This window comes from Micromonospora fulviviridis (assembly GCF_014648395.1).
Classification (GTDB): domain Bacteria; phylum Actinomycetota; class Actinomycetes; order Mycobacteriales; family Micromonosporaceae; genus Micromonospora; species Micromonospora fulviviridis.
In genome coordinates, this window is the sequence record NZ_BMRA01000005.1 from 314,011 (window position 1) to 334,537 (window position 20,527).

At 74.2% G+C, this 20,527-nt stretch carries 18 protein-coding genes; 6 read left to right on the top strand and 12 right to left on the bottom strand.

The window, feature by feature from the left end; genetic code table 11:
- Positions 1-730: MBL fold metallo-hydrolase (locus IEY96_RS15630; protein WP_189195523.1), on the bottom strand; the 730-nt coding region annotated here is incomplete at its 3' end.
- Positions 731-865: 135 nt separating this feature from the next.
- On the opposite strand from IEY96_RS15630, the gene IEY96_RS15635 reads away from it, so the two are divergent.
- A complete protein-coding gene (locus IEY96_RS15635) occupies positions 866-2,083 on the top strand; it encodes an NADP-dependent isocitrate dehydrogenase (protein ID WP_189195524.1) in 1,218 nt (405 codons plus the stop codon).
- A 259-nt stretch (positions 2,084-2,342) separates the two neighbouring features.
- Here IEY96_RS15635 and galT read toward each other — a convergent pair whose 3' ends face one another.
- The 4 genes from galT to IEY96_RS15655 all read right to left on the bottom strand — a co-directional run bounded on the left by galT (position 2,343) and on the right by IEY96_RS15655 (position 6,563).
- Complete coding sequence (gene galT, locus IEY96_RS15640) at positions 2,343-3,416, bottom strand: galactose-1-phosphate uridylyltransferase (RefSeq protein ID WP_189195525.1); 1,074 nt, start codon at positions 3,414-3,416, stop codon at positions 2,343-2,345.
- A complete protein-coding gene (locus IEY96_RS15645; protein WP_189195526.1) occupies positions 3,413-4,201 on the bottom strand; it encodes a DeoR/GlpR family DNA-binding transcription regulator in 789 nt (262 codons plus the stop codon). Before IEY96_RS15645 ends, galT begins: the two co-directional genes overlap by 4 nt.
- 158 nt (positions 4,202-4,359) lie before the next feature.
- Positions 4,360-5,889: an adenylyl-sulfate kinase gene (gene cysC / locus IEY96_RS15650; RefSeq protein ID WP_189195527.1), complete on the bottom strand. Its 1,530-nt coding sequence runs from the start codon at positions 5,887-5,889 to the stop codon at positions 4,360-4,362.
- 113 nt (positions 5,890-6,002) lie between these two features.
- On the bottom strand, positions 6,003-6,563 hold the full coding sequence (locus IEY96_RS15655) for a DM13 domain-containing protein (RefSeq protein WP_189195528.1): 561 nt from the start codon (positions 6,561-6,563) through the stop codon (positions 6,003-6,005).
- 143 nt (positions 6,564-6,706) lie between these two features.
- On the opposite strand from IEY96_RS15655, the gene IEY96_RS15660 reads away from it, so the two are divergent.
- Genes IEY96_RS15660 through IEY96_RS15675 form a run of 4 tightly spaced genes read left to right on the top strand, consistent with a single transcriptional unit; the run spans position 6,707 to position 10,159 of the window.
- Positions 6,707-7,621, top strand: coding sequence for an ABC transporter ATP-binding protein (locus IEY96_RS15660; protein ID WP_189195529.1), 915 nt, complete (start codon positions 6,707-6,709; stop codon positions 7,619-7,621).
- Positions 7,614-8,495, top strand: coding sequence for an ABC transporter permease (locus tag IEY96_RS15665; RefSeq protein ID WP_189195530.1), 882 nt, complete (start codon positions 7,614-7,616; stop codon positions 8,493-8,495). The genes IEY96_RS15660 and IEY96_RS15665 overlap by 8 nt, the downstream gene beginning before the upstream one ends.
- Entirely contained in the window at positions 8,492-9,445 is a 954-nt protein-coding gene (locus tag IEY96_RS15670; RefSeq protein WP_189195531.1) for an ABC transporter ATP-binding protein, read from the top strand. Before IEY96_RS15665 ends, IEY96_RS15670 begins: the two co-directional genes overlap by 4 nt.
- A gap of 3 nt (positions 9,446-9,448) precedes the next feature.
- The gene (locus IEY96_RS15675) at positions 9,449-10,159 is read left to right on the top strand and encodes an ABC transporter permease (protein WP_189195532.1); all 711 of its coding nucleotides are present in this window, start codon (positions 9,449-9,451) and stop codon (positions 10,157-10,159) included.
- Between the two features lie 69 nt (positions 10,160-10,228).
- Here IEY96_RS15675 and valS read toward each other — a convergent pair whose 3' ends face one another.
- From valS to IEY96_RS15710, 7 genes are all read right to left on the bottom strand, one after another.
- Positions 10,229-12,793 (bottom strand): valine--tRNA ligase, encoded by a 2,565-nt coding sequence (gene valS, locus IEY96_RS15680; protein ID WP_189195533.1) that lies wholly within the window; start codon positions 12,791-12,793, stop codon positions 10,229-10,231.
- 104 nt (positions 12,794-12,897) lie between these two features.
- Positions 12,898-14,730 carry an ABC transporter ATP-binding protein gene (locus tag IEY96_RS15685; RefSeq protein WP_189195740.1) on the bottom strand — a complete coding sequence of 611 codons (1,833 nt, stop codon included), beginning with the start codon at positions 14,728-14,730 and terminating at the stop codon, positions 12,898-12,900.
- Between the two features lie 110 nt (positions 14,731-14,840).
- Positions 14,841-16,655, bottom strand: coding sequence for an ABC transporter ATP-binding protein (locus tag IEY96_RS15690; protein WP_189195534.1), 1,815 nt, complete (start codon positions 16,653-16,655; stop codon positions 14,841-14,843).
- A 37-nt stretch (positions 16,656-16,692) separates the two neighbouring features.
- Positions 16,693-17,205: a methylated-DNA--[protein]-cysteine S-methyltransferase gene (locus IEY96_RS15695; protein ID WP_189195535.1), complete on the bottom strand. Its 513-nt coding sequence runs from the start codon at positions 17,203-17,205 to the stop codon at positions 16,693-16,695.
- Positions 17,202-18,692, bottom strand: a complete 1,491-nt coding sequence (locus tag IEY96_RS15700) for a DNA-3-methyladenine glycosylase 2 family protein (RefSeq protein WP_189195536.1) — start codon at positions 18,690-18,692, stop codon at positions 17,202-17,204. The genes IEY96_RS15695 and IEY96_RS15700 overlap by 4 nt, the downstream gene beginning before the upstream one ends.
- 111 nt (positions 18,693-18,803) lie before the next feature.
- Positions 18,804-19,295 carry a hypothetical protein gene (locus IEY96_RS15705; protein ID WP_189195537.1) on the bottom strand — a complete coding sequence of 164 codons (492 nt, stop codon included), beginning with the start codon at positions 19,293-19,295 and terminating at the stop codon, positions 18,804-18,806.
- Positions 19,292-19,801, bottom strand: a complete 510-nt coding sequence (locus IEY96_RS15710) for a SigE family RNA polymerase sigma factor (RefSeq protein ID WP_189195538.1) — start codon at positions 19,799-19,801, stop codon at positions 19,292-19,294. Before IEY96_RS15710 ends, IEY96_RS15705 begins: the two co-directional genes overlap by 4 nt.
- Before the next feature lie 174 nt (positions 19,802-19,975).
- On the opposite strand from IEY96_RS15710, the gene IEY96_RS32665 reads away from it, so the two are divergent.
- Entirely contained in the window at positions 19,976-20,440 is a 465-nt protein-coding gene (locus IEY96_RS32665) for a hypothetical protein (RefSeq protein WP_229791612.1), read from the top strand.
- The last annotated feature ends 87 nt before the right edge of the window (positions 20,441-20,527 follow it).

Sequence of the window (20,527 nt, forward strand, 5' to 3'; positions counted from 1 at the left end):
GGGTCAGGGTTTGCAGGAGGGATTGGCGGGTGGTCGCTGCCTGGGGTGGGTTCTCCTCGTGGGCGTAGGCGAGGGTGGGGTCGAGCAGTTGGAGGGTGTGGACCAGGAGATCGCCCGTCACCAGGAGGCGGTCGGTGCCGTCGTCGACCAGCACGGACTGGTGGCCGGGGGTGTGGCCGGGCGTGCTCAGCACGCGTACCCCGGGGGTGAGGTCGGTGTCGCCGTCGACCACCCGGAGCTGGCCGGCGGCGCGCAACGGCCCCAGGAGCCGGGCCGGCAGCTCGGGGTGGAACAGCTCCAGCGCGGCCAGCTCGGCGCGCTGCACCAGGTGGTCCGCGTTCGGGAAGAGCGGGCCCGCCCAGCCGACGTGGTCGGTGTGCAGGTGGGTGAGCACCACGGTGCGGACGTCCGCCGGGTCGATGCCGGCGGCGGCGAGCTCGGCCGGCAGTCGGCCGGGCACCGGCGCCCAGCTCGCGGCGAGCGCGTCGGCCGGGCCGATCCCGGCGTCGACCAGGGTGACCGGCCCGTCCCCGGTACGCAGCGCGAACGCGCGGAACGGCAGCCACCAGCGGCCGTCCGGGGTGACGCTGTCCGGGTCCCGCCGGTCGGCCTCGCGCCACTGCTCGGCGGTGGCGTCCGGGAACGCCTCGACGCGCGGTTGAAAGAAGGGACCCATCCCGTCCAGCAGGGCGGTGACCGTGATAGACCCGACCGTGTGAGTCAGCGGCATCCGGGAAGGATGTCACCGCGGCCCGTCCCGGGCGACCCCGTTTTCCCGCGGGGTGAGGCCGGCTGGGGAGCCCCGGGCACTTTCCAGTACGCTCGTACTGCTTGAGCACGTGTCCCCCGAGAGGAGCGCCGGCCGATGGCGAAGATCAAGGTAAACAACCCGGTCGTGGAAATCGACGGCGACGAGATGACCCGGATCATCTGGAAGCAGATCCGGGAGCAGCTGATCCTGCCCTACCTCGACGTCGACCTGCACTACTACGACCTGTCGATCGAGAACCGCGACGCGACCGACGACCAGGTCACCGTCGACGCCGCCAACGCCATCAAGGAGCACGGCGTCGGCGTCAAGTGCGCGACCATCACCCCCGACGAGGCCCGGGTCGAGGAGTTCGGCCTGAAGAAGATGTGGCGGTCGCCGAACGGCACCATCCGCAACATCCTGGGCGGCGTCGTGTTCCGCGAGCCGATCATCATGTCCAACGTGCCGCGGCTGGTCCCCGGCTGGACCAAGCCGATCGTCATCGGTCGGCACGCGCACGGTGACCAGTACAAGGCCACCGACTTCGTCGTCCCCGGCCCGGGCAAGGTGACCATCACCTACACCCCGGCCGACGGCGGCGCCCCGATGGAGATGGAGGTCGCCAACTTCCCCGGCGGCGGCATCGCCATGGGCATGTACAACTACGACGAGTCGATCCGGGACTTCGCCCGCGCCTCGTTCCGGTACGGCCTGGACCGCAAGTACCCGGTCTACCTGTCGACCAAGAACACCATCCTCAAGGCGTACGACGGCCGGTTCAAGGACCTGTTCGCCGAGGTCTTCGAGAACGAGTTCAAGGCCGAGTTCGACGCCGCCGGCATCACCTACGAGCACCGGCTGATCGACGACATGGTCGCCGCCGCGCTCAAGTGGGAGGGCGGCTACGTCTGGGCCTGCAAGAACTACGACGGTGACGTGCAGTCCGACACCGTCGCGCAGGGCTTCGGCTCGCTCGGCCTGATGACCTCCGTCCTGCTCTCCCCGGACGGCCGTACCGTCGAGGCGGAGGCCGCGCACGGCACCGTCACCCGGCACTACCGGCAGTGGCAGAAGGGCGAGAAGACCTCGACCAACCCGATCGCCTCGATCTACGCCTGGACCCGGGGCCTGGCCCACCGGGGCAAGCTGGACAACACCCCGGCGGTCACCGAGTTCGCCAACACCCTGGAGCAGGTCATCGTGGAGACCGTCGAGGGCGGCCAGATGACCAAGGACCTCGCGCTGCTCATCTCGCGGGACGCCCCGTGGCTGACCACCGACGAGTTCATGAACGCGCTCGACGAGAACCTGGCCCGCAAGCTGTCGGCCTGACCGTCACCGTTCGCACCGGAGCCCGCCGGCATCGCCGGCGGGCTCCGTCGTGTCCGCGGGTGGCGTCACCCGGGACGGGCGCGCCTCGTTGAGCAGGGTGGACGTGATGCCAGTCCCGTCCAGGAAGGTTGACCACGGTCGCCTCGCGCCTTGAGCGCCGATCAACCAACCTTCCCCGGCTGTCGCGCACAGCCAGCCGTCCCTTCCCTCGCGGGGGGCCCTGTCCCGGGCCCCCCGCGCCCTGTTGTGGGGCGGGAGGTCAGGCGGCCCGCAGCAGCTCCGCGGCCCGCTCGGGGGCGATGTCGTTGATGAACACGCCCATCCCCGACTCGGAGCCGGCCAGGTACTTCAGCTTGTCCTTCGCCCGCCGGATGCTGAACAGCTGCAGGTGCAGGTGCCCCAACTCCCGGTCGACGTGCACCGGCGCCTGGTGCCAGGCGGCGATGTACGGCATCGGCATGTCGAACAGCCCGTCGAAGCGGCGCAGCACGTCCAGGTAGAGCGGCCCGAAGGCGTCCCGCTCGGCGTCGTCCAGGGCCGGGATGTCCGGCACCGGGCGGTGCGGCGCCACGTGCACCTCGAACGGCCAGCGGGCAGCCGCCGGCACGTACGCCGTCCAGTGCTCGTTGCTCGCCACCACCCGGTCGCCGGCGGCGCGTTCCGCGGCGAGCACGTCGGCGTAGAGGTTGCCCCCGGTCCGCTCGAAGTGCCGGCGGGCGGCGGCCAGCATGGTGCGGGTCCGCGGCGTGACGAACGGGTACGCGTAGATCTGGCCGTGCGGGTGGTGCAGGGTCACCCCGATCTCCACGCCCCGGTTCTCGAACGGGAAGACCTGCTCGACCCCGGGCAGCTCGCTGAGCGCGGTGGTGCGGTCGGCCAGCGCGTCGAGCACGGTCCGCACCCGCGCGGGGGGAAGGCTGGCGAACGAGGCGTTGTGGTCGTCGGTGAAGCAGACCACCTCGCACTTGCCGCGCCCGGGGCGTACCGGGGTGAACGGGGTGATCTCGGCGGGCTCCTCGGCGACCCGCTGGCTCAGCGACGGGAAGCGGTTCTCGAAGACGACCACGTCGTAGTCGGGGGCGGGGATCTCGCTGAGCCGGTCGCCCCGGGAGGGGCAGAGCGGGCACTGGTCGGCCGGGGGGAGGAAGGTCCGGGTCTGCCGGTGCACCGCGACCGCCACCCACTCGTCGGTCAGCGGGTCGTACCGGAGCTGCGAGGCATGTGGCGGCGGGGGCAGCTCCCGCCGGTCCGGCTGGTCGCGGACCGCGTCGTCCCGCTCGTCGAAGTAGATCAACTCGCGGCCGTCGGCCAGCTCGATCTGCGTACGCTTCACTCCGCACCCTCCGTGCCCGCCACGATCACCAGCTCGCCCACCCTGTCGTCGAGTACCCGTCGCGCATCCGCTGCCAACCGGTCGTCGGTGACCAGCACGTCCGCCGCCTCCAGGCCGACGATCGAGGAGATGCCGACCGTGCCCCACTTGGTGTGGTCGGCGAGCACCACGAGCCGGTCGGCGGCCGCCACCAGGGCCCGGTCCGTGTCCGCCTCCATCAGGTTGGGGGTGGTGAAGCCGGCGCGCTCACTGATCCCGTGCACGCCGAGGAAGAGCAGGTCCAGGTGGAGCGCGCCGATCGCGGCCACGGCCAGCGGGCCGACCAGCGCGTCCGAGGGGGTACGCACCCCGCCGGTGAGCACCACGGTCTGGTCCGGCCGGCCGCCGACGTGCAGGATCTCGGCCACCGGCAGGGAGTTCGTCACCACAGTCAGGCCCGGCACGTCGGTCAGGCGGCGGGCCAGCTCGGCGGTGGTGGTGCCGGCGGAGAGCGCGATGGCCGCGCCGGGGCGCACCAGCTGCGCGGCCCGCTCGGCGATGGCCGCCTTCTCCCCGGCCTGCCGGACCGACTTGGCCCGGAAGCCGGGCTCGTCGGTCGAGCCGGGCCCGGCCAGCGTCGCCCCGCCGTGCACCTTGGCGAGCAGGCCCTGCTCATGCAGCGTCTCCAGGTCGCGCCGGATCGTCATGTCCGAGACGCCGAACTCGGTGGCAAGCTCGGTGACCCGGACGCCTCCAGCGGCGCGGACCCGTTCCAGGATGACCGCCTGCCGCTGCCGTGCCAGCACCCGCCGTCACCTCCCGACTCCCGACCCCGTCTCCACGCGGTCGAACGCGTTCCAACAAAGGCGAACACTACCGCGCAGCAGAGGACAACGGAAGCGAACGCGGAACCGCCGCCGTCCCGGGAGCGGGGCGGCGGCGGCCGGTGGTCGGAGGTGCGGGATCAGGCGGGCTGGAGGCGGGGCTCCACCCAGCCGGTCTCGGTGAGGTGCTCCATCACCCGCTGGACCGCCTCCTCGACGGTCATGTCCGTGGTGTCCACCACCAGGTCGGCGTCGGTCGGCTCCTCGTACGGGTCGTCGATCCCGGTCATCCCCGTGATGAGGCCGGCCCGGGCACGCGCGTACAGGCCCTTGCGGTCGCGCTGCTCGCAGACCTCCAGCGGGGTGGCCACGTGGATCAGCAGGAAGCCGGCCCCGGCGGCGTGCGCCATCTCCCGGGCGGTGGCCCGGGCGGCCGCGTACGGTGCGATCGGGCAGCAGATGCCGACGCCCCGGTGCCGGGCGATCTCGGCGGCCACCCAGCCGATCCGGCGTACGTTGAGGTCCCGGTCGGCCTTGCTGAAGCCCAGCCCGGCCGAGAGCTCCCGGCGCACCACGTCGCCGTCGAGCAGCGTGATGGTGCGGTCGCCACCCTCGCGCAGCACATCGGCCAGGCCCCGGGCGATGGTCGACTTGCCGGAGCCGGACAGACCGGTCAGGAAGACCACGAGACCCCGGTGCCGGCGCGGCGGGCGGGCCCGGGCCAACTCCTTGGCCACCGCCGGCGGCGTGTGCCACTCGGGCAGCGGGAAGCCGCGGTCCAGCAGGTCGTCGATCTCCTCCTGGCTGAGCGCCAGCCGCCGGTTGCGCGGCGGGATGTCCTCCCGCCAGCGCCACTGCCCGTCCCGGTTGTCGTAGGCCAGCTCGCGGGGCACCAGCACCCGCAGGCCGGCACCGGAGAGCATGCCCTCGGTGGAGAGCAGGTGGGTCACCCCGTACGCGGCGGCGACCCGCGCCCGCAGCAGCGCGTCGCTGATCTCGTCGCGCCGCTTCGCCAGCGGCACCGCCACCAGCGTGGCCGGGGGCATCCGGTCGCGGGCGGCGAACACGCTGCGCACCAGCGCCTCGGCCGGCAGCCCGCCGATCGCCTCCTCGCCGGCCGGGATCAGCACCAGCAGGTGCGCGCCGAGCGTCCGGGCGGCGTGCGCGATCTGCGCGATCTGCGGCCGGTGCAGCGGGCGGTCGGCGAAGACACCCAGCACCCGCCCCGGGGGCAGCAGCCCCCGCACCTCGTCCGGGCTGCGCCGCAGCCGCTGGAACGGCGCGTGGCCGCCGTCGCCCAGCCGGCGTACCGCCCCGCCCACCCCGGCCGTGCCCTCACGGACCGGCCAGACGTCGGTCACGTCCATGGCGGCCACCGGGGCGCCCTCGCCGTCGGTGAGCACCAGTGCCCGCCGCAGCGGGTCGTCCAGCACCAGCCCGTCGGCGAGCGCGGCCGGCACCTGGAGCGTCACCGGCACCGGCCACGGCGTGCCGTCGGCCAGCCGGCCGCGCCGGCTCAGCGAGGCCAGGTCGGCCCGGGTCATGAAGCCCGTCAGCGGGGCGTACGCCCCGGTCAGCAGCAACTCCAGATCGGCCAGCTCAGCGGGCCTTGGCGCGTACGCCGGCGCGTCCCGCAAAACGTCCTCGGGCAGCACCCACCCGTTGCTCATGAAACCCCCAACTCACCGGCCGGCACACAGTTTCTCAGCCCACCGCCGATCGGTCGAGAGCGCCACTCCACCTCCCGGTCACCGGCCGGCAAACCGACCGTCGCGGGGCGGCCTCAGCCGGCGGCGGTGAGCGGGGCCGCGCCGAACGAGACGGCGAACCGCTCGCACCAGATCGCGACGCTGGTCAGCCCGCTGAAATCGGTCCCGGCCGGGATCTCGTACGCCTGGTCGCCACGGTTGCCCTTGAGCGGGCCGAGCGCCACGTGCCGGCCGTCGTCGAAGACGTGCCACCCGGACGGACCGGTCCGAACGGGCTGGTCGGTCAGCCAGACCTGAAGATCCGGACCGTTCGAGGTGTCCAGCCCGACCAGTTCCAGCCGGTGCCGGCCGTCGGCGGTGCGGACGATCCGGGCACCACCAACGGTCTCGTGCTCGTGGCTGACGAAGTCGCCCCGGCTGACCAGCACCGGCCCGGTGGACGCCGGGGCGGCGGCCGGAGTGGCGGTCGCGGACGGGGCCACCGACGCGCCGGAGACCGCCGTGAGCTCCTCGTGCACCTCGGTGTCGGTGACCAGCTTCCACGGCTGGAACCAGTACAGGCCGGCGGCCGCGCCGGCGGCGAGGACGGCCACCGCGACCCAGGTCAGCGGCGCGCGTAGCAGGCGGATCGACATGCGTCGAGTCTCCCGTCGCGGCGGCCCGCGGTCACCGGTCCGGCCGCTTACGGAAGCCTTACCGACCCGTCCGGGCGGAATCAGGGGCAACCCCGAGCGTTTCCCTATACCCGGAGGGGCCCGCCCTTCCTACGCTGGGCGTCGTGACACTGCTCGCGACCGAGTCGCTGACCAAGACGTACGGAGGCCGGGTCACCGCGTTGGCCGACCTCACGGTGTCGGTCGAGCCGGGGATCATCGGACTGGTGGGCGCGAACGGCGCCGGCAAGTCCACCCTGATCAAGATCCTCCTGGGCCTGCTCGCCCCGACCAGCGGTCGGGTCTCCGTGCTCGGCCTCGACCCCACCACCGAACCCGCGGCCGTCCGTGCCCGGGTCGGCTACATGCCCGAGCACGACGCCCTCCCGCCCGACCTGTCCGCCGCCGAACTGGTCACCCACCTCGGCCGGATCAGCGGGCTGCCCCGCACGGTGGCCCGGGAGCGGGCCTCCGAGGCGCTGCGCCACGTCGGCCTGCACGAGGAACGGCACCGGGCCGTCGGTGGCTACTCCACCGGCATGAAACAGCGGGTGAAGCTCGCCCAGGCTCTGGTGCACGACCCGGACCTGCTGCTGCTCGACGAGCCGACCAACGGCCTCGACCCGGCCGGCCGGGACGCCATGCTCGCCCTGATCAACCGGATCGGCACCGAGTTCGGCATCTCGGTGGTGGTCTGCTCGCACCTGCTCGGGGAGGTGGAGCGGATCTGCGACACCCTGGTCGCCATCGACGGCGGCCGGCTGCTGCGCGCCGACCGCATCTCCGCCATGACCACCGCCACCGACGTGCTCGCCGTCGAGGTGAGCGAGGGCACGGACGAACTGGCCGCCCGGCTCGCGGCGCTCGACCTGCCGGTGTCCCGGGAGGGGCGGCTGCTGCTCGTCCCGCTCGCCGACGACGCCACCTACGACCTGATCATCGGCGCGGTCGCCGAGCTGGACCTGCCGCTGCACCGGCTCGACCAGCGGCGGCACCGGGTGGCCGAACTCTTCGCCACGAGGGAGCCCAGCCATGTCTGAGCCGACCGGCGTCATCCACGACATCGGCTACCAGCGCTACACCGGCCCGCGGCTCGGCCGTCGGCACGTCTTCGGGGCGCTCTACCTGCACGGCCTGCGCACCGCGTTCGGCCTGGGCCGCTCCGCGAAGGCGAAGATCTTCCCCTGGCTGGTGATGGGCATCGTGCTGATCGTCGCCGCCGGGCTGACCGCGGTACGCACCCAGACCGGCCAGGTCGTCATGACGTACGCCCAGTTCGCCGACGCGATGAGCTGGCTCGTCATCTTCTTCGTCGCGGTGGTCGGGCCGGAGCTGGTCTCCCGCGACCTGCACAGCGGCGTGCTGCCGCTCTACTTCTCCCGCCCGCTGCCGCGCGGCGACTACGCGCTGGCCAAGCTCGGGTCGCTGGCCACCGCGCTCTGGCTGCTGCTCGGGGCACCGCAGCTGGTGATGTTCCTGGGCGCCGCGTTCACCACCAAGGACGGGCTGGGCGGGGTCTGGGACGAGCTGCTCGACCTGCTGCCCGGCCTGCTCTACGCGGCGCTCTGGGCGGTGGTCTTCGCCTCGGTCGGGCTGCTCATCGCCTCGCTCACCGGCAAGCGGGCCTTCGCGGCCGGCGGCATCGTGGCGGTGTTCCTGATGACCGCCCCGATCGTCGGCATCCTGTCGATCATGCCGTCCCGCACGGTCAACGAGCTGGCGATGCTCGGCTCGCCCACCGCCCTGATCCATGCCGTCGGCCAGTACACCCTCGGCGACCTGCTGGTACCCGGTGGGCAGACCGAAGATCAGATCGGCGGCTTCGGGCCGCTCTACGTGGCCGTCGCCGCGCTGCTGGTGGCCGGCTGCGTCGCCCTGCTGCTGCTGCGATACCGGAAGGTGGCCGCCCGATGACCACGATCAGCGCGGAGCCGGCGGCCCCGGCCACCCCCGCCTCCACCCTCGACCTCGCCGGCGTCTCCCGCTGGTACGGCAACGTGGTGGCGGTCAACGACGTCACCATGCGGCTCGGCCCCGGCGTGACCGGCCTGCTCGGCCCGAACGGCGCCGGCAAGACCACCCTGCTGCACATGATGGCCGGCTTCCTCGCCCCGTCCCGCGGCGTGGTCACCCTCGACGGCGCGCCGACCTGGCGCAACCCCGACGTCTACCGGCGACTCGGCTTGGTCAGCGAGCGGGAGGCGGTGCACAGCTTCCTCAGCGCGTACGAGTTCGTGCTGGCCAGCGCCAAGCTGCACCGGCTGCCCGACCCGGAGGCGGCGGCCCGTCGGGCCATCGCGCTGGTCGAGATGGAGTCCGCGCAGGACCGGAAGATCGGCACGTACTCCAAGGGCATGCGGCAGCGCACCCGGGTGGCCGCCGCCCTGGTGCACGACCCGCAGGTGCTGCTGCTCGACGAGCCGTTCAACGGGATGGACCCGCGGCAGCGGCTGCACATGATGGCGCTGCTGCACCGGCTCGGCGACGCCGGCCGGACCATCCTGTTCAGCTCGCACATCCTGGAGGAGGTCGAGCAGGTCTCCGGCACCGTGCAGGTGATGGTCGCCGGCCGGCTGGCCGCCTCCGGCGACTACCGCACCATCCGCCGGCTGATGACCAACCGGCCGCACGTCTTCCTGGTCCGCTCTACCGACGACCGGGCGCTCGCGGTCGCGTTGATGGCCGAGGAGTCGGTGACCGGCGTGGAACTGGGCCGGGACGGGCTGACCGTGCGGGCCGGCGACTACGGCGCCTTCACCCGGGCGCTGCCGAAGATCGCGCTGGCCCGGAGCCTCCGGGTCCGGTCGCTGACGCCCGAGGACGAATCGCTGGAGAGCGTCTTCTCCTACCTGGTGGGGAGCTGAACGATGTCGACCGTTTCCTGGATCACCGCGCGGGGCCTGTTCGGCCGGCGCCGGTTCCTGCTGCTCCTCCCGCTGCCCGGGCTGCTGCTGGCGCTGGCCATCCTCTCCCGCTCGCTCGGCGTCGACCCGGGCGAGTGGGGGCCCGCAGTGCTGGTCGGGCTCGGCCTGGCCGTGGTGCTGCCGGTCGTCGCGCTGATCGTCGGCACCGGCGTGCTCGGCGCGGAGATCGACGACGGCACCGTGGTGCACATCCTCACCAAGCCGCTGCCGCGCTGGCAGATCATCCTGCCGAAGCTGGCCGTGGCCGCCGGCGTCACGGCGGTCACCGTCGCCGTGCCGCTCTACGTCGCGGGCGTGCTCGCCCATTCGGTACGCCTCGGCCTGGCGCTCGCCGTCGCCGCGTCGATCGGGGCGCTGGCGTACTGCGCGTTCTTCGTCGCGCTCAGCCTGGTCACCCGGCGGCCGGTGCTGCTCGGCCTCGTCTACGTGCTGATCTGGGAGGGGCTGCTCGGCAACTTCGTCAGCGGCACGAAGGTGCTCTCCATCCAGCAGTACGTGATCGCGCTCGCCGACCGGATCGCGCCGACCGAGCTGCTCGCCACGGACGTGTCGGTGCCGGTCGCCGCGGTGATGAGCGCGCTGATCGCGGTGGGCTTCACCGTCCTCGCGATCGACCGTCTCCGCTCGTTCAGCGTGGCCGGCGAGACCAGCTGACCCACGGCACGGGGGCCCCGCCCGACGCGACCGGCCGCGGTTGGTCGAGCGGGGCCACCGCGTGGCCGCTCAGAAGGCGCAGGCCACGACGAGTTCGGTGGTGCGGTCGGGCAGCAGGTCGAGCTTGGCGATCCGGCCCGCCGCCCGGACGTCGTCGGCCACCAGGGTGAGCCGGTCGAGCAGGGCGGCCGGCCCGAGGGCCTCGGCCAGCGGCACCTCCGCTTTCATCGACAGCTTCCGCTCCGACTTGGCCCGGCGCACCTGGCCCAGGGCGTCGGCGGCCAGCTGCAGCAGCTCCGGGTCGCCCGGCCCCTGCACCGCCCGGCCCACCTCGTACGTGGTCGGCCAGGTCGCCCGGTGCACCGAGCCGTACCGCCACCACGACCAGACCTCCTCGGTGACGAAGGGCAGCACCGGGGCGAAGAGCCGCAACTGCACCGAGAGCGCGGTGGCCAGCGCCGCCCGGGCCGAGTCGGCCCCCGGCCCGGTGCCGTAGGCGCGTTCCTTCACCAGCTCGATGTAGTCGTCGCAGAACCGCCAGAAGAACGCCTCCGTGGCCATCAGCGCGGCCGTGTGGTCGTACCCGTCGAAGGCGGTGGTCGCGGTGGTGACCACGCCGGACAGTTCGGCGAGCATGGCGGCGTCCAGCGGCGCGGTCGCCGGGGCGCGCAGCGCGTCGGCCGCGCCCAGCCCGAGGGCGAACTTCGACGCGTTGAGCAGCTTCGTGGCGAGCCGGCGACCCACCTTGATCTGCGCCGGGTCGAAGGCCAGGTCCATGCCGGGCTTGCCGCTGGCGGCCCAGTAGCGGACCGCGTCCGAACCGTGCTGCTCCAGCAGGCCCATCGGGGTGACCACGTTCCCCTTGGACTTGGACATCTTCTTCCGGTCGGGATCGAGGATCCAGCCGGAGAGCACCGTGTCCCGCCAGGGGAGCACACCCTGCTCCAGGTGCGCCCGGACCACCGAGGCGAAGAGCCAGGTCCGGATGATCTCCTGCCCCTGGGGGCGCAGGTCCATGGGGAAGACCCGCCGGAACAGGTCCTCGTCGTTCTGCCAGCCGCCGGCGATCTGCGGGGTCAGCGACGAGGTGGCCCAGGTGTCCAGCACGTCCGGGTCGCCCACGAAGCCGCCCGGCACCCCGCGCTGGGCCTCCTCGTAGCCCGGCGGCGGCTCGCTCGACGGGTCGATCGGGAGCATCGACTCGTCCGGCGTGAGAGGCTGGGACCAGTCCGGCTCGCCAGCGTCGTCGAGCCGGTACCACACCGGCACCGGCACGCCGAAGAACCGCTGCCGACTGACCAGCCAGTCACCGGTCAGGCCGCCCACCCAGTGCTCGTAGCGGTGCCGCATGTGCTCCGGCACCCAGCGCAGCTCGCGTCCCCGGGCCAGCAGGTCCTCGCGCAGGTCGAGATCCCGGCCCCCGTTGCGCAGGTACCACTGGCGGGTGGACACGATCTCCAGCGGCCGGTCGCCGCGCTCGTAGAACTTCACCGGGTGGGTGATCGGGCGCGGCTCGCCGACCAGATCGCCCGCGTCGCCCAGCAGCTCGACGATCGTGCGCCGGGCGCCGTTCACGGTCTGCCCGGCCAGGGCCGCGTAGGGCTCGGCGGGCACGCCGGCCGGCGGCTCCGGCAGCAGCCGCCCGTCCCGGCCGATCACCACCCGGGTGTCCAGCCGCAGCTCCCGCCACCAGGTCACGTCGGTCAGGTCGCCGAAGGTGCAGACCATGGCGATGCCCGTGCCCTTGGCCGGATCCGCCAGCGGATGCGCCCGCACCGGCACCTCGACCCCGAAGACCGGGCTGCGCACCGACGCGCCGACCAGGTCCGCGTAGCGTTCGTCGTCCGGGTGGCAGACCAGCGCCACGCAGGCCGGCAGCAACTCCGGCCGGGTGGTGTCGATCAGCACCTCGCGCCCGTCCGGGCCGTGGAAGCGCAGCCGGTGGTAGGCGCCCGGCCGCTCCCGGTCCTCCAGCTCGGCCTGGGCCACCGCGGTGGCGAAGCCGACGTCCCAGAGCGTTGGCGCCTCGGCCTGGTACGCCTCGCCCCGGGCCAGGTTGCGCAGGAACGCCCGCTGGCTGGCCGCCCGGGCCACCCGCCCGATCGTCGTGTAGGTCAGCGACCAGTCCACCGACAGCCCGAGCCGTCGCCACAGCGCCTCGAAGACCTTCTCGTCCTCCGCGGTGAGCACCTCGCACAGCTCGATGAAGTTGCGCCGGGAGATCGCCACCGGGTCCTTCCGGGCGGCCTCGCTCACCGGCGCGGCCGGCGGCTGCCAGGACGGGTCGTAGGGCAGCGCCGGGTCGGGGCGCACCCCGTAGACGTTCTGCACCCGCCGCTCGGTGGGCAGGCCGTTGTCGTCCCAGCCCATCGGGTAGAAGACCGTGCGGCCGCGCATCCGCTGGAACCGGGCCACCGTGTCGGTGTGCGTGTAGGAGAAAACGTGCCCCATGTGCAGCTCGCCCGATACGGTCGGCGGCGGGGTGTCGATCGCGTATACGTCCTGCCGCTCCTTCGAGCGGTCGAACGCGTACGTCCCGTCCTCCTGCCAGCGGCGCGCCCAGGTCTCCTCGATGCCGTCCAGGGTCGGACGCTCGGGGACGCCGGCGCGGGCCGTCCTCGCCGTATTGGTCATCAGCCGATCGTAGGCAGCCGACCCGGGCGGCTCCATGACTTTCGGTCCCGTGGCGGCACCACCATCGACACGCGTCTCCCGGCGGCCGGGGCGGAGGTGGTTGCTCAGATGAGGGAGTCGCGCCACTGGCGGTGCAGGGCGGCGTACCGGCCGCCGGCGGCGGCCAGCTCGGCCGGAGACCCGTCCTCCACGATCCGGCCTGCGTCGAGGACCAGCACCCGGTCGGCGATCTCCACGGTGGAGAGGCGGTGCGCGATCACCAGGGCGGTGCGGTCCCGCAGGACGCTGTGCAGCGCCCGTTGCACCAGGCGCTCGGTCGGCACGTCCAGCGACGAGGTGGCCTCGTCGAGGACCAGCACCCGGGGGTCGGCCAGGAACGCCCGGGCGAACGCGACGAGCTGCCGCTGCCCGGCGGAGAGCCGGCCGCCGCGCCGGTGCACGTCGGTGGCGTACCCGTCGGGGAGCGCGGCGATGAAGTCGTGCGCGCCGATGGCCCGGGCGGCGGCCTCCACGGCGGCGTCGTCGGCGTCCGGTCGGCCGAACCGGATGTTCTCCGCGACCGAGCCGCTGAACAGGTGGTTCTCCTGGGTCACCAGCACCACGGCCCGGCGCAGCTCGGCGTCGGCCAGGTGCCGCAGGTCCACCCCGTCCAGGCTGATCGTGCCGGACGCCTGATCGTGGAACCGGGCCAGCAGCTTGGCGATGGTGGACTTGCCGGCGCCGGTCGGCCCGATCAACGCGACGGTCTGCCCGGCGGGCACGGTCAGCTCCAGCCCGGACAGGATCGGCGCCTCGGGCCGGTAGCCGAAGTGGACGTGGCGGAACACCAGCGCGCCCCGCCCCGGGCCGGCGGGCAGCGGCACGGGCCGCGCCGGCTCGGCCACCGCCGGCCGCTCGTCGAGCACCCCGGCCAGCTTCTCCAGGGCGGCGGTGGCCGACTGCAACGCGTTGTAGAACTGGCTCAGCTCCTCCATGGGCTCGAAGAACCGGCGCAGGTAGAGCAGGAACGCGGCGAGCACGCCGACCTCGGTCCGCCCACCCAGCACCCGCCAGCCGCCGTAGCCGAGCACCGCCGCGGCGGTCAGGTTGCCGATCAGCCGGATGCCCGGCGAGTAGACCGCGATGAGCCGGAACGCGCGCAGGCTGGCCTGCCGGTAGTCGTCGTTCACCGCCGCGAAGATGCGCTGGTTGCGGGGCTCCCGCCGGTACGCCTGCACCGCCCGGATCCCACGCAGCGACTCGACGAAGTGCACGATCACCAGCGCCACCGCCTCCCGGGTCCGCCGGTACGCCCCGGCGGAGGCGCGGGCGAACCAGCGGGACAGCCCGAACAGGAACGGGAAGGCGAGCAGGGTGACGGCGGCCAGCGGCAGGTCGAGCCAGAGCAGGATGCCCGCCACCGACAGCACCGACAGGGCGGCCATCACCAGCTTGTCGATGCCGCCGTCGACCAGCTCGGCGATCGAGTCCAGGTCGCTGGTCAGCCGGGACACCATCCGGCCCGAGGTGTAGCGCTCGTGGAAGCCGACGTCGAGGTGGAGGAAGTGGCCGTACACGCGGTTGCGGAGGTCGAGCAGGACGGCCTGGCCGATCCGGGCGGCGAGGGCGAGGAAGGCGCGTCGGGTGGCGTACTCGGTGCCGGTGGCGACGACGAACGCGGCGGCGACGGCGACCAGCGGGCCGGGGTCGCCGGCCCGCAGCGGGCCGATGCACTGGTCGATGCCGAGCATCACCAGGTACGGGCCGGCCATCGCGGCGGCGTTCTGGGCCAGCAGCAGCGACACCGCGAGCCCGAGCCGCGCGCGGTGCGGGCGGAGCAGCTCGCGGAGCAGGGCCCGGCTGCGGGTCCGGAGCCGGGCGACCGCCTCGGGCGACGAGTCCTCCGCCCGGCTGCGGTCGGCGTCGGGGTCGGTGGCCCGCCCGCGCCACCGGGACAGGTCGAGGTCGGGGCCGTCCCCCGGCCGGGCCGGGTCGGGGTCGTGACGCCGCCGGGACGGGTCGAGGCCGGGGTCGCCGCGCTGCCGGGGCACCCGGGGGGCGGCATCGCTCACGACCGCACCAGGCCGACGCCGTCCGCCCACCGCTCCGGCGCGGCGGAGAGCACCGCCCGGTAGGCCGGCACCCCGGCCAGCAGTTCGGAATGGGTGCCGACGGCGACGATCCGGCCGCCGTCGAGCAGCGCCACCCGGTCGGCGAGCGCCACCGTGGACGGCCGGTGCACCACCAGCAGCGCGGTGGTGTCCCGCAGCACCCGGCGCAGGGCCGCCTCGACCAGCGCCTCGGTGTGCACGTCCAGCGCGGAGAGCGGGTCGTCGAGCACGAGCAGCGCGGGCCGGCCGAGCACCGCGCGGGCCAGCGCCAGCCGCTGCCGCTGCCCGCCGGAGAGGGTGAGCCCCTGCTCACCGACCCGGGTGGCCAGCCCCCACGGCAGGTCGTACGCGAACTCCGCCTGGGCCAGCGCGAGCGCGGCCCGGACCTCCTCCTCGCCGGCGTCCGGCCGGCCCAGCGTCAGGTTCTCCCAGACCGACATGGAGAACAGGGTCGGTTCCTCGAAGGCCACCCCGACCAGCCGGCGCAGCGAGCCGAGCCGCAGGTCGCGCAGGTCGTGCCCGTCCAGGGTGATCCGGCCGCCGGTCACCTCGTGCAGCCGGGGGACCAGGGACAGCAGGGTGCTCTTGCCGCAGCCGGTCGCCCCGACCAGGGCCAGCGTCTCGCCCGGCTCGACGGTCAGCTCCACCTCGCGCAGCACCGGCGCCGGGCTGGCGGGGTAGCGGAAGCTCACCCGCTCGAAGCGGAGCCGGCCGCGCACCTCGGCCCGGTCCAGGGCGCGGGCGTGCGGAGCGTCCACGATGGTCGGCGGGGTGTCCAGCACCTCCTGGATCCGGTCGGCGGCGGTCGCCGCCTCCTGCCCGTTCGCGATGATCCAGCCGAGCGACTGCACCGGCCAGATCAGCATGAGCTGGAGGCTGACGAAGGCGACCAGCTCGCCGATGGTGAGCCCGCCCCCGGCCACCGCGGCGGCGCCGGCCACCAGCACCACCCCGAGGGTCAGGTTGGGCACCAGGTCGAACAGCGCGGAGGTGCGGGCCAGCAACCGGGCCTTGTCGATCCCGGTGTCGTGCAGCCGGCGGGCGCCCGTGGCGAAGCGGGCGGCCAGTTCCGGCCCCCGCCCGTACGCCCGCATGGTGCGCAGCCCCTGCGCGGTCTCCTCGACCAGCGTGGCCACGTCGCCCTGCTGGTCCTGCATCCGGCGTGACGCCGCGTGGTAGTGCCGGGCGAACCGCCGGCTGATCAGGAACAGCGGGACGGCGCTGGCCGCCACCAGCAGGCCGAGCCAGGGGTGCAGCCGGATCAGCAGCACCACCACGGCGGCGTAGGTGATGAGGTTGAGCACCAGGAACAGCAGGCCGAAGGAGAGGAACCGGCGGATCACCGAGAGGTCGCTGGTGATGCGGGAGAGCAGTTGGCCGGACTGCCACCGGTCGTGGAAGCCGGCCGGTAGGCGTTGCAGGTGGGCGTAGATGTCGGCCCGGATGGCCGCCTCCATGCCGACCGAGGAGCGGGACTGGGTCCACCGCCGGATGAAGATCAGCACCGCCTCGGCCAGGCCGAGCAGCAGGGCGAGGGCGCCGAGCCGGAGCAGCCCGCCCACGTCGTGCCGGGCCACCGGCCCGTCCACCACCCGCTGCACCACGAGGGGTACGGCCAGGCTCGCCGCCGTGGCGGCCAGCGCGGCGAGCAGCAGCCAGGCGAACTCCGGCGCGTACGGGCGAAGGTAGGGACGCAGTCGCCAGAGGTTGCGCAGCGGGTGGGGACGGGCGTCGTGACACGCCGCGGGGTTGCCGTCGCTCTGCGCAGGCACTACCCGACGGTAGCGGCAGGGGGCGACAGTAAGGCTGTCAGCTAGCCGTCACCCGTCCCTCATGCCCGAGAAGCCACTTCTTCACGTCCAGCCCCCAGCGGTAGCCGCCGAGCGTGCCGTCGGTGCGCAGCACCCGGTGGCAGGGCACGAAGAGCGCGGCGGCGTTGCGGGCGCAGGCCGCCGCGGCGGCGCGGACCGCGGCCGGCCGCCCGGCCAGCGCGGCGAAACCGGTGTACGTCACGGGGTCACCCGGCTTGACGTCGCGCAGCACCTGCCAGGCGTGCCCCATGAAGGCGCCGCCGGTCTGCTGCTCGACCGGGACCGTGTCGATCGCGGTCAGGTCCCCGGCCAGGTAGGCGCGCACGGCGGCGGTCACCGGGCCCAGGTCGGCCCGCTCGCGCAGCGCGCCGCGCAGCCCGGGGTGGACCAGGGGCACGAGGATCGCCGGGTCGGCGGTGAAGCCGGCCGCGCGTACCGCCCCGTCGGGTCCGGCCAGCACGCTCAGCGGGCCGGCGGGGGTGTCGATGACGGTGCTGTCCAGTGTGGTCATGCCGCTCTCCAGAGTCGGATCACCGCGTACGACCGCCAGGGGCGCCAGCGGTCCGCGTACGCGTTCAGGGTCTTCGGGTCGTCGGGCAGGCCGAGCGCGGCGGCGCCCCGGCGTACGCCCAGGTCGGTGGGGAGGAGGACGTCGGGGTCGCCGAGCGCGCGCATGGCCACGTAGCCCGCGGTCCACGGCCCGACGCCGGGCAGCGCGGTCAGCCGCCGCACCGCCTCCTCCCGGTCCCCGCCGGGAGCCAGGTCCAGCGAGCCGTCGGCCACGGCCCGGGCCACCGCCCGGATCGTCTCCCGCCGCGCCCCCGGCATCCGGAACGCCGTGTCGCCCACGGAGAGCACCTCCTCCGCGGTCGGGAACGCCCGCAACCCCCACGGTCGATCATGAGGTTGACCGCCGTTCTGGAGATCGACTTCGCCGTCAACCTCATGATCGACGGGCGGGGTGGTGGTGGCCGCCAGGAGGTGGGTCAGGGTGGTTCTGGCCGAGCGGAGGGAGATCTGCTGGGTCGTTATCGCGCGGACGGCCATCTCGAAGCCGTCCACGGCGTGCGGGAGGCGGACGCCGGGTTCGGCCTCCACCGCGGGCGCCAGGGTGGGGTCCGCCGCCAGCGTGGCGTCGACCGCGACCGGGTCGGCGTCCAGGTCGAGCAGGCGGCGGCAGCGGGCCACCGCCGGGGCCAGGTCGCGCATGTCGGCCAGGCGCAGGGTGGCGGCCACGTGCCCGTCGGCCGGCGTCAGCGACACCGTGCCGGGCCCGTGCGGCAACCGCAACCCCCGGTGGTACGCCCCGTCGCGCACCTCCTCGACGCCGGGCAGCGCGCGCAGCGCCAGGAAGTCCAGCAGCGCTCCCGCGTGCAACGGCGGCCGGTACGCCAGCCGCAGCGTGATCGTGCCCGCCCCGCCGACCGCCCGCCGCCCGCCCCGGCTGACCCGCAGCTCGGACGGGGTGGCCCCGTACACCTCGCGGACGGTGTCGTTGAACTGCCGGACGCTGCCGAACCCGGCGGCGAACGCCACCTCGGCCAGGCCGAGCCCGGTGGTCTCGATGAGGATCCGGGCGGTCTGCGCCCGCTGCGCCCGAGCCAGCGCCAGCGGCCCCGCGCCCAGCTCGGCCCGGAGCATCCGGTGCAGGTGCCGCTCGGTGTAGCCGAGCCGCGCCGCCAGCCCCGGTACGCCGTCCCGGTCCACCACGCCGTCGGCGATCAGTCGCATCGCCCGTCCGACCACGTCGGCCCGGACGTCCCACTGCGGGGAGCCCGGGGCGGCGTCGGGGCGGCACCGGCGGCAGGCCCGCAGGCCGGCCCCCTGCGCGGCGGCGGCCGACGGGAAGAACCGGACGTTCTGCCGCTTCGGCGTCGTCGCCGGGCAGGACGGCCGGCAGTAGATCCCGGTCGACGTCACGCCGGTGTAGAACCAGCCGTCGAACCGCTGGTCGCGGCTGTCGACGGCCCGGTAGCACCGCTCGAAGTCGAGTTCCATGACACCGATCCTGCCTCGCAGGTCGAGCCCTCGGCTGGCGGGATTCGGACGCGGCCGTGCGCGACCGCTCACCCCGCCCGCCCGGCGGCCGGGCGGGCGGGGTGAGGCGGGTCAGTCGCGGGGGGTCGGGTAGGGGGTGGGCAAGGGCTCGGGCTCGCCCGGGTCGCCGCTGGGGGAGGGGACCGGGGAGGGGGCGCCCGGCCGGCTGGGGCTGGGCAGGGGGCCGTCGGGCAGGCCCGGCGGCGAGGCGCTGGGGGAGGGGGCCGTCGGGTCGCCGGGCGGGCTCGGCACGGCGGTGGGCAGGTCGGTCGGCGACGGCACCGCCGTGGGTCCGGCGGGGGACGGTGGCGCGGTGGTGTCCGCGGGGGTCGGGGGCGCCGACGGGGCGGCCGGGCGTGGTGCTTCCCCACCGCCGGCCGCCAGCGCGATCGGCGCGCCGATCAGCACGGCGGCCACCACGCCCGCCGCGCCGAGCGTCACCGTGGTGCGCCGGCGGTTCCGGAACCGGCGTTCCGCCGGGGTCAACTGGTCCTGCACTCTGGGTGCCTCCTCGGCCAGGTCGGAGAGGGTGGCGCGGATGAGGTCCTCGAAGGGCGTGGTCACCGCCGTACCTCCAGGAGTTCGACGTCCGGCAGCAGTTGGCGCAGCCGGCTCACCGCCCGGTGGGTCCGGCTGCGTACCGTGCCGACCGTGCAGCCCAGCGCCTCGGCGACCTGGGTCTCGGTGAGGTCCTCGTAGTAGCGCAGGACCAGCACCGTGCGCTGGGCCGGCGGCAGCAGCCGCAGCGCCGCCCGCATCGCCAGCCGTACGTCGGTGCCACCGCTGGGGTCCGGCTGGACCGCCTCGTCGGCCCCGGTGAGCGCCGTCTCCCGGCGCCGCCCGAGCCGCCGCCACCAGCTCACCTGCTCCCGGTACATGACCGTGCGCAGGTAGCCCTCCGGGTCGGCGTGCCGCAGCGCCCGCCATCGCGGGATGGTTCTGGCCAGCGCCGACTGGAACAGGTCCTCGGCCGCGTGCCGGTCGCCGGTGAGCAGGTACGCCACCCGCATCAGCGCCGGCGTGCGGCTGGTCACGAAGTCCGCCAGTCGGGCCCGGTCGTCCTCGTCCACCCACCCTCCCGCTCGTTGTCGTCACAGATACAGACGCCCCAGCTCAGGCTAGCTATCCCTGGCGTGGCAAGGATTCCGCCGCAGAAAGTGTCGGTAGTGGCCGGTACGGTCCCGCCACCAACTCAAGAAAAGGGTGCGGGGCATGGCGAGCGTGGCCGGGCGGGGTGTCCGCTGATGCGATCGGGGCGGACACGACTGGACGGTGCGGTGATGCAGGGCTTCTACGACCGGATGCGGGTGGTGGCGCCGGCCGCCTACGGGGCGATCGAACGGGACCGGGCCGACGACCCGGGGCGCGCCTTCGCCGACACCGCCTGCGGCCGGCTGGTCGGCTCGCTCGACGCGGACGGGCTGCGCGCGCTCGGCATGTGGGCGCACCACTGGTGCATGCGCTTCTACGACGACGACACCCGGGTCGGCCTCCGGCTGGTCCGGGAGCTCGCCGGCCGGGCCGGGCTGGGGTGGACGGTCGACGAGGTGCGCTGGCTGCTCGACCAGTCCGCCGCGGCCGCGCCGTCCGCCGCGCACCGGTTCACCCTGCCGCTCGCCGCGGCGGCGGAACTGCCGCCCGGCGCCCTGCCCGAGGGCGTGGCCGCCGACGCTGCACCCGACGCCTGGCGCCGGCTGCGCGCCGGCTGACCAACCCACTGGCCCGGCGCCGGCTGACCGACCCACCGGCCGCGCGCCGGCTGACGGACCCGCCCGCCGGGCGCGGTCCGGTCCGGG